Annotated in this window: 7 protein-coding genes; 2 read left to right on the top strand and 5 right to left on the bottom strand. The window is 64.4% G+C overall.

The features are described 5' to 3' along the window. Nucleotides 1-13 precede the first annotated feature (13 nt). The 3 genes from NLR35_RS16705 to NLR35_RS16715 form a co-directional block, all read right to left on the bottom strand. Entirely contained in the window at nt 14-772 is a 759-nt protein-coding gene (locus NLR35_RS16705; RefSeq protein ID WP_257167624.1) for an outer membrane lipoprotein carrier protein LolA, read from the bottom strand. 175 nt (nt 773-947) lie between these two features. Next, nucleotides 948-3422: a DNA translocase FtsK gene (locus tag NLR35_RS16710; RefSeq protein ID WP_257167625.1), complete on the bottom strand. Its 2475-nt coding sequence runs from the start codon at nt 3420-3422 to the stop codon at nt 948-950. Nucleotides 3423-3433: 11 nt separating this feature from the next. Next, nucleotides 3434-4648, bottom strand: a complete 1215-nt coding sequence (locus tag NLR35_RS16715; protein ID WP_257167626.1) for an aminotransferase class I/II-fold pyridoxal phosphate-dependent enzyme — start codon at nt 4646-4648, stop codon at nt 3434-3436. An 887-nt stretch (nt 4649-5535) separates the two neighbouring features. On the opposite strand from NLR35_RS16715, the gene bamA reads away from it, so the two are divergent. Then, on the top strand, nt 5536-8046 hold the full coding sequence (bamA, locus tag NLR35_RS16720) for an outer membrane protein assembly factor BamA (protein ID WP_257167627.1): 2511 nt from the start codon (nt 5536-5538) through the stop codon (nt 8044-8046). A 736-nt stretch (nt 8047-8782) separates the two neighbouring features. On the opposite strand, the gene NLR35_RS16725 is transcribed toward bamA, so the two are convergent. Together NLR35_RS16725 and NLR35_RS16730 are read right to left on the bottom strand one after the other, a co-directional pair. Next, nucleotides 8783-9325, bottom strand: coding sequence for a hypothetical protein (locus NLR35_RS16725; protein ID WP_257167628.1), 543 nt, complete (start codon nt 9323-9325; stop codon nt 8783-8785). A 1435-nt stretch (nt 9326-10760) separates the two neighbouring features. Then, nucleotides 10761-11519, bottom strand: a complete 759-nt coding sequence (locus NLR35_RS16730; RefSeq protein WP_257167629.1) for an SDR family oxidoreductase — start codon at nt 11517-11519, stop codon at nt 10761-10763. 179 nt (nt 11520-11698) lie between these two features. Here NLR35_RS16730 and NLR35_RS16735 point away from each other — a divergent pair, with 179 nt between their 5' ends. Then, nucleotides 11699-13225: a malonyl-CoA synthase gene (locus NLR35_RS16735; protein WP_257167630.1), complete on the top strand. Its 1527-nt coding sequence runs from the start codon at nt 11699-11701 to the stop codon at nt 13223-13225. Nucleotides 13226-13228: the final 3 nt, after the last annotated feature.

Raw genomic sequence — 13228 nt, forward strand, 5'->3', positions numbered from 1 at the left:
CGGCAGAGCGGCCTCAGCCCGGCGGCGTCGCGTAGTTGGTGAAGTCGATCTTGAACATCGCCGGATCGAGCTTCTTGGTGGTGTCGAGATTGTAGACCGCGATGGTCGTGTCGTAGCCCTGCGGGTCGGTCACGGTCCACTGCTTGAGCTGGCCGTCCTTGGCGCCGAGCATCAGCATCAGCCGGCTGGTTCCGATCAGCGCCTGCTTCTCCTCGATCGTGATCGTGACATAGAGATCGTCCGCCGAGACGGCGATGACGTTGGTGTCCTTCAGCAGGTCGATGCGGTCGGACAGCAGATAGCGCAGCGGCGTCTGCGACAGCGGATAGACGTCCTGGGTCGCGAGCTTGCGGTCGCGCACCACCAGCGACGAACCGTCGGCGATGATGTCGATTGGCGTCGGCGGCTCGTATTCGAAGCGGACCTTGCCGGGCTTCTGGATGTAGAAATCGCCCTTCGTCTTGCTGCCGTCGGGGCCGACCTGGACGAAGTTTCCGACCAGCGTCTGCAGCGACGACAGATAGGCGCTGACCTTGGCCGCCTGCGCCTTCTGGTTGGCGTCGAACGAAGTGAAGATGCTCGCCGGCACGTTGCGGCGGGGATCGGGAATCACGGGGTTGGGCGGTGTGGCCTGGGTGGTCGCGGGGCCGCCGCGCTGCTCGGAAGCGCCGAGCGGGCCGCTCTTTGCACCCGCCTTGGGTGTGCCCTGGGCGGACGCGGGACCGGCCGCGGCGAGAATGGTGACGGCGCAGGCCGCCATCAGGGCGGACATGCGGCGGCCGCGCGGTGCCGCGGGAAGCAAAAAGAGGCTGTTCGACAAGGAGCTTTTCAAAACGACGTCCTGATTTCTTGCGCGTTTCTATCGTGGTTCGGTCGGTCAGCGTGATCGTAATTGCGTGAAGTTACGACACGGAAACGGCAGATCTGGGACCGAGGCGGGCCGGGCGTCAGAACCCGCCTTCTTCCTCGGGCACCAGGATCTCGCGCTTGCCGGCGTGGTTGGCCTGGCCGACGATGCCTTCCTGTTCCATCCGCTCCATCAGCGAAGCGGCCTTGTTATAGCCGATCTGCAGCCGCCGTTGAATGTAGCTGGTGGAGGCCTTGCGGTCGCGTTTGACCACGGCGACCGCCTGGGAGAACAGGTCGTCGCCCCCGCCACCGCCGCCCATGCCGGTGGCGTCGAACACCGCGCCGTCCTCTTCGCTCGGCTCCTCGGCGGTGACCGCCTCGAGATATTCCGGCGAGCCCTGGGCCTTGAGATGACGGACGACCTTCTCGACCTCCTCGTCGGAGCAGAACGGGCCGTGGACGCGGCTGATGCGGCCGCCGCCGGCCATGTACAGCATGTCGCCCTGGCCGAGCAGCTGCTCGGCGCCCATCTCGCCGAGGATGGTGCGGCTGTCGATCTTCGACGTCACCTGGAAGGAGATGCGGGTCGGGAAGTTGGCCTTGATGGTGCCGGTGATGACGTCGACCGACGGACGCTGCGTCGCCAGGATGACGTGCAGGCCGGCGGCGCGCGCCATTTGCGCGAGGCGCTGCACGGTGCCTTCGATGTCCTTGCCGGCGACCATCATCAGGTCGGCCATCTCGTCGACGATGATGACGATGTAGGGCAGGGGATCGAGGTCGAGCTTCTCCTCCTCGTAGATCGCCTTGCCGGTCTCCTTGTCGAAGCCGGTGTGGACGGTGCGCGTCAGCTCCTCGCCCTTGCCGCGGGCTTCGGCGACGCGGGCGTTGTAGCCGTCGATGTTGCGCACGCCGAGCTTGGCCATCTTCTTGTAGCGCTCCTCCATCTCGCGCACGGCCCATTTCAGCGCGACGACGGCCTTCTTCGGGTCGGTCACGACGGGCGTGAGGAGATGCGGGATGCCGTCATAGACCGAGAGTTCGAGCATCTTGGGGTCGACCATGATCAGCCGGCACTGGTCGGGCCGCAGGCGATAGACCAGGCTGAGGATCATGGTGTTGATCGCGACCGACTTGCCCGAGCCGGTGGTACCGGCGATCAGCATGTGCGGGGTGCGGGCGAGATCGATGATGATGGATTCGCCGCCGATGTTCTTGCCGAGGCAGAGCGGCAGCTTGGCGACGCTCTCGGTCGCCTCCTTGGCCACCAGCAGCTCGCGCAGGTAGACCTTCTCGCGATGCACGTTGGGCAGCTCGATGCCGATGGCGTTGCGGCCGGGCACGACGGCGACGCGCGCCGACAGCGCGCTCATCGAGCGCGCGATGTCGTCGGCGAGGCCGATCACGCGCGACGACTTGATGCCGGGCGCGGGCTCCAGCTCGTACAGTGTGACGACGGGGCCCGGATGCGCCTTCACGATCTCGCCGCGCACGCCGAAATCCTGCAGCACGCCTTCCAGCGCGCGCGAATTGGCCTCCAGCTCGCTCTTCGACAGCGGCTGGCGGTCGGAGGATTTGGGCGCCGCCAGCATCGAGACCGACGGCAGGTCGTATTTGTCGCTGGACTTCTTCGGCGGCGTCTTCGGCGCCGGCTTCTTGCGCGCCTTCGGAGCCGGCTCCTCCTCCTCTTCTTCGTCGTCCTCGCCGGCCTCTTCCTCTTCGCCCTCGTCCTCGTCCATCTCGGGCGCGAGCGTCGGCTTCTTCTGGCCGCGGGCGAGGCTCGGCTCCTGCCGTCCGGCCGCGGCTGAACGCGGCTGCGGGCCGGAGGAGACCAGCGCGCGATAGGCGGTCGAGAGGAACCAGCCGATTTGCGCCTTGGCGCTCATGATGGCGTGGAAGATCCAGCCGAGGCGAATCGCCTTGCGGTCGTCGTCATCCTCGGGATCGGCGAGCGGCGTGTCGTCTTCCTCCTCGTCGAGCAGGCTCGGATCGGCTTCCTTCGCGCCCATGCCGCCGGCGACCAGCAGGCAGCCGATCGTCGCGACCAGCAGCAGCGTGCCGAGCACCATCCGATAGATCACGCCGGGCGGTCCGAACACCACGGCCGGCGCGCGCACCAGCGCATCGCCGACGACGCCGCCCAAGCCGGTCGGCAGCGGCCAGGCATGCGAGCGCGGCCAGCAGCTGGCGAAGCCGGCGGCGATGACCGCGGCGAGCACCCAGGCGCCGAAGCGCAGCGCCTCGCGGTCGAACGGCCGGTGCGTCATCATCCGCCAGCCGCGGATCGACAGCGGCAGGATCGCCATGATCGAGCCGAGGCCGAGGATCTGCATCAGCAGGTCGGCGCTGATCGCGCCGGGATAGCCGAGGATGTTGCGGATCGCGCGCGAGGTGGCGTGGCTGAGGCTCGGGTCCTGCACCGACCAGGTCATCAGCGCCGCGGCGGCAACCCCGCACAGCGCGATCAGGCCGAGGCCCGCGAGCTCGCGCAGCCGCCGCACCAGCGCCTCGCGCAGCGAGGTCGGCAGGTGGTTGACCAGGGGAATGACTCGTTCGATCGCCGGCATCCGCATCCGCCCCGCGATTATCCGAGAGTCTCGACCAGCCGGTGCAGCGCCTCGCCGGTCGAGGCCGCATCGGCCACCAGCGCCAGCCGGATATAACCGGCACCCGGATTGAAGCCATCGGGCTGCGGCCGCGCCAGATAGCTGCCGGGAACCACGCGCACGCCGGCGTCGCGATACAGCCGCAGCGCGACCTCGTCATCGCCGCCGCGGTCCGCGACGTCGAGCCAGACGCAGAAGCCGCCGTCGGGCCGCGTGTAGCCGTAGCGGTTGCCGATGATCTGGTCGGCGAGCTCGAACTTGGCGCGGTACAGCCTCCGGTTCTCCTCGACATGCGCCTCGTCGGTATAGGCGGCGACCGCGACGTGCTGCAGCGGCACCGGCACCTGCGGCGCGGCGACATTGCGCAGCTCATGGAACGCAGCCAGGAAGCGGCGGTCTCCGGCGGCGAAGCCGATGCGCATGCCCGGCACGTTGGAGCGCTTCGACAGTGACTGGAACGCGACCACGTTGGTGTAGTCCGGACCGGCATGCTCCAGCATGCTGCCCGGCGCCTGACGCGTGTAGATCTCCGAATAGCATTCGTCGCTGAAGATCAGGAAGCCGTAGGCGTTGGCGAGCCGGACCAGCTTGCGCATGTAGTCGGCTGAGGCCACCGAGCCTTGCGGATTGGCCGGCGTCGCCAGGTAGAACGCGACGGTGCGCGCCAAGGTCGCCTCATCGATTGCATCGAGGTCCGGCAGGAAGCCGTTGTCGCGAATCGTCGGCAGATAGACCTGCTCGCAGCCCGCGGTGCGGGCGCCGACGCCATACACCGGGTAGAACGGGTTCGGCATCAGGATCGCGGGCTTGCCGCGGCGCGGGCCGACATGGCGAAGCGCGGCATGCGCGGCGAAGAACAGGCCCTCGCGGCTGCCGTTCAGCACCAGAATTTCATGTTCGGGATCGATCGGGCGCGGCAGCGCGAATCGGCGCGCCAGCCAGCCGGCGGCGGCCTTTCGAAACGGCTCGATGCCCTTGGCGGCGGGGTAGCGGCCGAAATCGGCGATGTGCTGCGCCAGCACCGGGCCGACGAAATCCGGCACCGGGTGCTGCGGCTCGCCGACGGCGAGCGTGATCATCGGCTTGCCCGGTTGATAAGGAGCGAGCAGCTCGTTGAGCCGCGCAAACGGCGAGCGTTCGCTCTCCGAATGGCTGGCGCCAGCGGGCGCGGGGGATGAAGCGGTCATTGCCATACGTAAAACGCGCGCCAAACCAGTGGAAGCCGCCGATCGCCCATGAACCGGTGCCTTTTGCGGTCACCATAGGTGGGGCGAGGTTAAGACGCGATTAACCATCGGCGCTGGCGCCCGTTTTGATCGTTTTTCCCAACCCGATCCAGAGGCAATTTCGCAACAGCGGCCGACATTGTGGTGATTCGGGCGGGCGGGGAGGGAACCGTAGGGCGCCGGCTGGCCGGCACCGCGAGCGCGCTGTCCGATACAGCGCCCTCTCCCCTTGCGGGAGAGGGCATTTACGACCCATCCACGAATGCGGTTGGGTGAGGGGTATCCATCCGCGAGCGGTGCGCCAGGAGAGATACCCCTCACCTAACCGAGTTCGCCGGACTGTCCTACATGCCCTCTCCCGCAAGGGGAGAGGGCGCAGTCACTGGCATTGTGTCAGCTTGAAAAAAACGGGCGGCCCGGTGCGCCGGAATAAGAATGGGAATCTTTGCGCACCGGGCCTTGGCCGAACTACTTGGGGGCTTAGTTCGGGTGACGATCAGATAGCACCGTGATTTTTCCCTGGTGTTGCCAACATCCTGAGATTTGTAGAATTTGATGTCGGAAGCCGTCGAATGCGGCGCAAGCGGACGAATTGCTTAACGGAGATGTCCGCTGCTTCCGTTGCCTTCCGGCCGCAGTGCGCGAGTTTGACTTCTTATTAGACCGCGACCTCCGCCGCTCGGTCCGACCGGCGAATTTGTCTGACTGGAAACACTCCGTCACACCCAGCATCATCTGACATTTCACGAAACGAGAATGGCGCATCACGACCATCTTTGACGGGCATCAGCGATTCCCATGGGCGTGCCGGCATCTGCGTCGCGCCAGGGAATGACCTTTTCGAAAGAGCGTCGATGATGCGTCTGAGACTGCCAGGCATGCTTGCCCTGATGCTGCTGGCCCTGCCGGTGACCTCGCTGCCCCGCATGGCCGCGGCTGCCCCCGCTGCGACTGCGACTGCGAGTTCGATCACGATCGAGGGCAACCGGCGCATCGAGGCCGACACCATCCGCTCCTACTTCAAGCCCGGCCCATCCGGCACGCTCGATGCCGGCCAGGTCGATGACGGCTTGAAGGCGCTGATCGAGACCGGCCTGTTCGCCGACGTCAAGATCGACCGCCAGGGCGGCCGGCTGATCGTGCGCGTCGTCGAGAACCCGGTGATCGGCCGCGTCGCGTTCGAGGGCAACAAGAAAGTCAAGGACGAGCAGCTTCAGGGGGAGGTGCAGTCGAAGCCGCGCGGCACGCTGTCCCGGCCGATGGTGCAGTCCGACGCGCAGCGCATCGCTGAGATCTACCGCCGCTCCGGCCGCTACGACGTCCGTGTCACGCCGGAGATCATCGAGCAGCCCAACAACCGCGTCGATCTCATCTTCACCGTCGTCGAGGGCGTCAAGACCGGCGTCAAGTCGGTCGAGTTCGTCGGCAACAACGCCTATTCGGCCGCGCGGCTGCGCGACATCATCAAGACCCGCGCGACGAACTGGCTGAGCTTCCTCGGCAACAACGACGTCTACGATCCCGACCGCGTCGAGGCCGACCGCGACCTCATCCGCCGCTTCTACCTCAAGAACGGCTATGCCGACGTCCAGGTGGTCGCCGCGCTCAGCGAATATGATCCGGAGCAGAAGGGCTTCCTGGTCACCTTCCAGATCGAGGAGGGCCAGCAATACAGGGTCGGCTCGGTCGACTTCCAGTCGACGGTCGCATCGCTCGACGCCACCAGCCTGCGCGGCTATTCGCGGGTCAATGTCGGCGCGCTGTACAATGTCGAGCAGCTCGAGAAGTCGGTCGAGGAGATGCAGATCGAGGCCTCGCGCCGCGGCTTCGCCTTCGCCGTCGTGCGTCCGCGCGGCGATCGCAATATGGAGGCCCACACGGTGGCGATCGTGTTCTCCGTCGACGAGGGCCCGCGCACCTATATCGAACGCATCTCGATCCGCGGCAACACCCGCACCCGCGACTACGTGATCCGCCGCGAATTCGACCTCTCCGAGGGCGACGCCTACAATCGCGCCCTGGTCGACCGCGCCGAGCGGCGGCTGAAGAACCTCGACTTCTTCAAGGAGGTGAAGATCACGACCGAGCCGGGCTCGTCGAGCGATCGCGTGATCCTCGTGGTCACTCTCGAGGAGAAGTCGACCGGCGACTTCTCGATCTCCGGCGGCTATTCGACCACCGACGGCGCGCTGGCCGAGGTCTCGATCTCCGAGCGCAATTTCCTCGGCCGCGGCCTGTTCGCCAAGGCCTCGGTGACCTATGGCCAGTACACCCGCGGCGTGTCCCTGTCCTTCGTCGAGCCCTATCTTCTGGACTACCGCATCGCGCTCGGCCTCGACGTCTCCTACCGCCAGCAGCTCGCCAACAGCTACACCAGCTACGGCACGCGGACGATCGGCTTCAGCCCGCGGCTCGGCTTCCAGCTCCGCGAGGACCTCTCGCTGCAGCTGCGCTACTCGCTGTATCGCCAGGAGATTACGCTGCCGTCCTATCTGGCGAACTGCAACAACAACGCCGCCAACGGCCTGCTCGCCTTCAATCCGACCCCGACCTATATCCAGAGCGTGCTCGGCGGCGTCGATCCGACCAATTCGACCACGTCAGGCGTGTATGGCTACGGCTGCTACGGCGACGGCGAATCGAGCCTTGCGGTGCGCAAGGAGCTGAACGACGGCGCGGCGCTGACCTCGGCGCTCGGCTACACCTTGAGCTACAATACGCTCGACAACACCAAGAACCCGAACGACGGCCTGCTGATCGATTGGCGCCAGGATCTCGCGGGGGTCGGCGGCAATGTCAGCTATCTCAAGACCGCCGTGGATGCGAAGTACTTCACGCCGCTGGTCGCCGATATCGTCAGCGTGATCCATATGCAGGGCGGCGTCCTGAACAAGGTCGGCGACAAGGACCTGCGCATGCTCGATCACTACCAGATGGGGCCGACGCTGGTCCGCGGCTTCGCCACCAACGGCATCGGCCCGCGCGACATCACCTATCGCAGCTTCGGCGTCACCGGCGATGCGCTCGGCGGCACCAAATATTGGGGCGCCTCCGCCGAGCTGCAGATGCCGTTCTGGTTCCTGCCCAAGGAAGTCGGCCTGAAAGGCTCGGTCTATGCCGATGCCGGCTCGCTGTGGGGCTACCAGGGCCCGACCTCCTGGGCCGCCACCGGCGAGGTCAACACATCCACCTGCAAATGCGCGATGCAGTACGACGACAGCAAGGTCGTCCGCTCCTCCGTCGGCGTCGGCCTGATCTGGGCCTCCCCGTTCGGTCCCCTCCGCTTCGACTACGCGGTGCCGCTGTCGAAGGGCAAATACGACGTGACGCAGGAGTTCCGGTTCGGCGGCGGCACGTCGTTCTGAGGTGCGAACCCTCCTTTTGCTTCTTGGTTCTTTCGCGAGTGGTTTGCTCAAAGCGGCGTGAGACCGCTTTTGCACAGAAGCAGAGAAATTCTGTGGACGTTTAAAGAGGCTGAAATGGAAACGCCTGGAAGCCCAATCGTTTAGCCAGGAAGGGCGTCATTGCACGAAATGGGCAAATCAGCGTACGGTCAACTCAGTTCTTTAACGAGGATCGTCGTTTCGCTCTCGCGGAATGAAAAGGGGGTCGCTCCGTGGCGCGAAGCGACCCCAAACGGCCCCGTTAGGGAGCCTTCGTGACAAGCCTTGCTGGAGACTTCTCCGCCTAACGGCGAGGGAGGCTCCGGCAATGTGCTCTGACGTATTCCACCTTCCCAAATCGCGTGCGGACATAGTCGCGCACCGACACGGGTCGATAGATCGGGCAAGAGATCCGGATCATCTTGACGATCCCGCGAGGATTGGGCCTCGGGTCCCCGGCCGCACCATCGCGCCGCCGTTAGCGCTCGATGCCCGCTCTGATCGTCGACTCGCCGAATCCTAGTTGCCGACATGTTCTGCTTATCACGGGAGCAGACAGATCTGCCGCTTCAGCTCGCGGTTATCCCCATTTCCCAAGCCAGCCGTGAATGTTCTTGTTTTGTTCCTTCGAGTGAAGGAAACGACGCATCTCATCAAAAGGTGTGCAAGTTGGGGATTGATATCCTTCGGATCCAACTCGCTGAGCTGACGGGATAATCTATGAAGAGTTGAGATCGCTAACTGCCTTCGCGAGGGTCGGTCCAATTCTCTCGATTAGAAAGTTATGCATGGCTGTGGCAACGTAGTCGGCATCACGGTCTGACATGAACTGACCAGGCCACTTAATGATGGTGTCAGTCGGCGGCCAGATACGGAAGAGCGAGCCCTTATCTGGAGCGGAAAATCGCCATCCCTGGACGAAGCGGCGTGCCGGCGAACGAATGACGTGAATGAAAAGCTGGCCGACGACCTGGGTCGAGATGTGACCGTTGTAGTGCGTAGCTCTTACATTCGTTCCCCATCGTAACTCTTGTTTCGGCGAGTGATAGAGAAAGGGCGTTGACAACCAGTGACCCGCCCAACTGCCGCGCAGATATGGACCAATCCATATGGCCCACGTCTGAGGCGGGGAGAGGTGATCCTTTAAATATTTGCGCTGGGAATGATGTGTCGTTACTCGTCCACTTTCAGTGAACTCTGCAACCATCGCTTTGAGCGATGCCCATGTTGCAATAATCCGCTGGTGCTCAGGCGTGATCATGCATGTTTCACCTTTGAGAAAGTCACCACCATCGATCAAAGGAGCCATGATTGTACGGGCAGGATTTTCGACTCCCTCTCGCATCCACCCATTGTTACACGTGTTGGCGCATACGCACCTGACTTGCCAATCACGGATATCTCCCGGACTTATAATAAGAGTTCGGTCAGATCTATCGATATGCGCTTCTATGTGAACTGATTGGTAATTGCGCATGCGACGCGGAGGGAGAAATCTATGAGTCCATCTAGAAAATACATGTTCCAGCGTGAGCGGTCCTTGAAAGCCGCGGAAGATGCATCGAGAAGCTTCCTGCGCGTGTATAGTCGCGCGCCTATATCGTTTTTTGTATCGCCGGAAGACTTTTGCCATGGACCAAAAATCCGATGAAACGGACAAATTTGAACAAGCGGAAGAAGGTATCAGCGGCGGGCTGAGGCTGTATTGCGGCGGGGCGTAAAACTAACATAGCTCATATTCAAGGCACGCGCATATTGCCCGTCGTGTTAGTTTGCCGCAGCATCTCCCCTTGCGCCGTCGGGCAAATCAGCTGCACATTTCCGCGCGTCCCTGCTGCCGCATGAGGGGCGTGTCGCGACCGTCACGAGACGTTGGCAGTGGGATGCGATGGGCGTGTGTCGACGCAGCGTGGATCAGTCCGCGCGGACGAACGGCGAGGCACGCACGGTCAAGTCGCGCGGTCCTGATATCCCGACGCTGATATCACCCGTGCAATGCGCGTCAGCGCATTGTCGCGGCATGGTGGCCAGCAAGCCGGCGCACCAGGGAGAACGCGAAGCAGCCGTTAAAACCGTTGCGCGGGGAAGGCCGGGCGTTCTCGGCCAGACCTGTGGTGACTGCCGCCTGCTTTCTTTTCTGCAGGCGGGCCACGGGCGCGGCCAGCGCCCGGCCTTCCCCGCGCCCTCTATTTGTCGAGGGCGGTGAGTTTCAGCACAGCTCGGGCGCATCGTGCCGCGAGGACGAAGGTGCGCGCATTCAACTCTGTCTCGGAGGCAACGCCGCCAACGCCAACCTCCGCTGTCGTCCCTGCGAACGCAGGGACCCATAACCACAGGGTGCAGTTGTCTTGCACGGGACTAGCAGTGTGCATGCTTCAAAGATCACTCGGTATGAGTCGCTGCATTCGCAGGGACGACACCGGTTGGCTTGGCGCGCGACCGGCCGCCATGAAGGGGTCGCGCATCAGCCTTTCGGAGGCAACGCTGCCAGCGCGCCCCTCCGCTGTCGTCCCTGCGAACGCAGGGACCCATAACCCCAGGGTGCAGTTATCTTGCACGGGACTAGCAGCGTGCCTGTTTCGGAGATCACGCGGTATGGGTCCCTGCGTTCGCAGGGACGACACTGTTTGCTGGGCGTCAGCTCGATCTTCATCACCCGTGGCGACACCGATACCGTGACCGATCTCCGGCCAAGCTCACTCCCTGTTCGCCGGCGTCTGAACAAATCCCCGGTTCCAGGTCGGGCTGATCAGGATCTCGTTGACGCACACCCGCGGCGGCATGCTGGCCACGAACGCGATGGTGCGGCCGAGATCTTCCGGCTGCAGCATCCGCGCCTGCTCCTCGGCGCTCGGCACCACCGGGCGCTGCTCCAAGATCGGCGTTGCAACCTCGCCTGGCATCAGGCAGCAGGCGCGCAAGCCATTCACACATTCCTCCATGTTGAAGGAATGCGTCAGCGCCAGCACCGCGTGCTTGGTCGCGGTGTAGGCCGGCCCCGGCATTTTCGAGACGTGGCGGCCGGCCCAGGAAGAGACGTTGATGATGGTGCCGTCCTGTTGCTTGCGCATCGCCGGCAGTACCGCCTTCATGCAATACAACACGCCGTTGAGATTGATCTCGACCAGCTGGTTCCAGCCGTCGAGCGTCATGTCGTCCCAGCGCCGCCGCGGCACGTTCACGCCGGCCGAGTTGACCAGCAGATCGATCCGGCCGTGCCGCATCAGGATCGCATCGGCCGCGGCCTGCACGTCGGCCGCCTGGGCGACGTCGATCACCACCGCTTCCGCCGTGCCGCCATCGGCCGCGACCTTGGCCACCACGGCATCGAGCGCCGTCTTGCGCCGGCCCGACACCACGACGGTCCAGCCCTCGGCGGCGAGCGCCAGTGCGCCGGCCTCGCCGATGCCCGTGCCGCCGCCGGTGATCCACGCGATTCGTTTCCCCCTGGTCATTTCCTGGCGTCTCCCGTTGCCTTCGAAAGGGCGTTTTTGCTAAGGCAGCCTCGATCAGAGACGGCAGCCCCGGCCTTTCAGCCGCCGCCATCCGCCGTCCGGGCCCTTTTCGTCTTCGTCGAGCACGATGTTCCGCCGGCTGGCACTGCCGGCCGGCCACCGCTCCAGGGGAATGTTGCATGAACCAGTCCGCCAACGCCAATCTGTTCGCCCGCCTGTTCGACGGTCTCGACGATCCCAGCCGCCTTGCGATCGAGACCCATGACGGCCAGCGCATCACCTATGGCGATTTGATCGCGCGTGCGGGCCGGATGGCGAATGTGCTGGTGGCCCGCGGCGTGAAGCCGGGCGATCGCGTCGCGGCGCAGACCGAGAAATCGGTGTCGGGCCTGGTGCTCTATCTCGCCACCGTGCGGGCCGGCGGCGTCTATCTGCCGCTCAACACCGCCTATACGCTCAACGAGCTCGACTATTTCATCGGCGATGCCGAGCCGACCGTCGTGGTGTGCGATCCGTCGAAAGCCGAGGGCATCGGCGCGCTCGCGGCCAAGGTCGGCGCCAAGGTGGAAACGCTGGATGCGTCGGGCAAGGGCTCTTTGACCGACGCTGCCGACAAGGCGGAGACCGCGTTCACCACCGTGCCGCGGACGTCGGACGATCTCGCCGCCATTCTCTATACGTCGGGCACCACCGGCCGCTCCAAGGGGGCGATGCTGAGCCACGACAATCTCGCCTCGAACTCGCTGACCCTGATCGACTACTGGCGCTTCACCAAGGACGATGTCCTGATCCACGCGCTGCCGATCTATCATACGCATGGCCTGTTCGTGGCCAGCAACGTGACGCTGTTCGCGCGGGCGTCGATGATCTTCCTGCCGAAGCTCGATCCGGACCTGATCATCAACCTGATGGCGAGGGCCACCGTGCTGATGGGCGTGCCGACCTTCTACACGCGGCTGTTGCAGAATCCCCGGCTGAGCAAAGAGACCACCAGCCACATGCGTCTCTTCATCTCCGGCTCGGCGCCGCTGCTCGCCGACACCCATCGCGAATGGTTCGCGCGCACCGGCCACGCCGTGCTCGAGCGTTACGGCATGACCGAGACCAACATGAACACGTCGAATCCCTATGAGGGCGAGCGCGTGCCCGGCGCGGTCGGCTTCCCGCTGCCCGGCGTGGCCGTGCGCGTCACCGATCCGGAGACCGGCAAGGAGCTCGCGCGCGACGACATCGGCATGATCGAGGTGAAGGGCCCGAACGTGTTTAAGGGCTATTGGCGGATGCCGGAGAAGACCAAGTCGGAATTCCGCGACGACGGTTTCTTCATCACCGGCGACCTCGGCAAGATCGATGGCCAAGGCTACGTCCACATCGTCGGGCGCGGCAAGGACCTCGTGATCTCCGGCGGCTTCAACGTCTATCCGAAGGAGATCGAAAGCGAGATCGACGCCATGCCGGGCGTGGTGGAGTCGGCCGTGATCGGCGTGCCCCATGCCGATTTCGGCGAGGGCGTCACGGCCGTGGTCGTGCGACATCCCGGCGCCGATGTCAGCGAGGCCGGCGTGCTGAAGGGCCTCGATGGCCGGCTCGCCAAATTCAAGATGCCCAAACGCGTGTTCGTGGTCGACGAGCTGCCGCGCAACACCATGGGCAAGGTGCAGAAGAACGTGCTGCGTGACCAGTACAAGGACATCTACAGCAAGTGACGG

It is taken from the genome of Bradyrhizobium sp. SRS-191, assembly GCF_024586915.1.
In the GTDB taxonomy this organism is placed as follows: domain Bacteria; phylum Pseudomonadota; class Alphaproteobacteria; order Rhizobiales; family Xanthobacteraceae; genus Bradyrhizobium.

What these genes read in the sequence shown, in the direction of transcription:
- NLR35_RS16705 (WP_257167624.1), bottom strand. Translation starts at nt 772, where the DNA reads ATGTCCGCCCTGATGGCGGCCTGCGCCGTCACCATTCTCGCCGCGGCC.
- NLR35_RS16735 (WP_257167630.1), top strand. Translation starts at nt 11,699, where the DNA reads ATGAACCAGTCCGCCAACGCCAATCTGTTCGCCCGCCTGTTCGACGGT.
- NLR35_RS16715 (WP_257167626.1), bottom strand. Translation starts at nt 4,648, where the DNA reads ATGGCAATGACCGCTTCATCCCCCGCGCCCGCTGGCGCCAGCCATTCG.
- bamA (WP_257167627.1), top strand. Translation starts at nt 5,536, where the DNA reads ATGATGCGTCTGAGACTGCCAGGCATGCTTGCCCTGATGCTGCTGGCC.
- NLR35_RS16710 (WP_257167625.1), bottom strand. Translation starts at nt 3,422, where the DNA reads ATGCGGATGCCGGCGATCGAACGAGTCATTCCCCTGGTCAACCACCTG.
- NLR35_RS16730 (WP_257167629.1), bottom strand. Translation starts at nt 11,519, where the DNA reads ATGACCAGGGGGAAACGAATCGCGTGGATCACCGGCGGCGGCACGGGC.
- NLR35_RS16725 (WP_257167628.1), bottom strand. Translation starts at nt 9,325, where the DNA reads ATGATCACGCCTGAGCACCAGCGGATTATTGCAACATGGGCATCGCTC.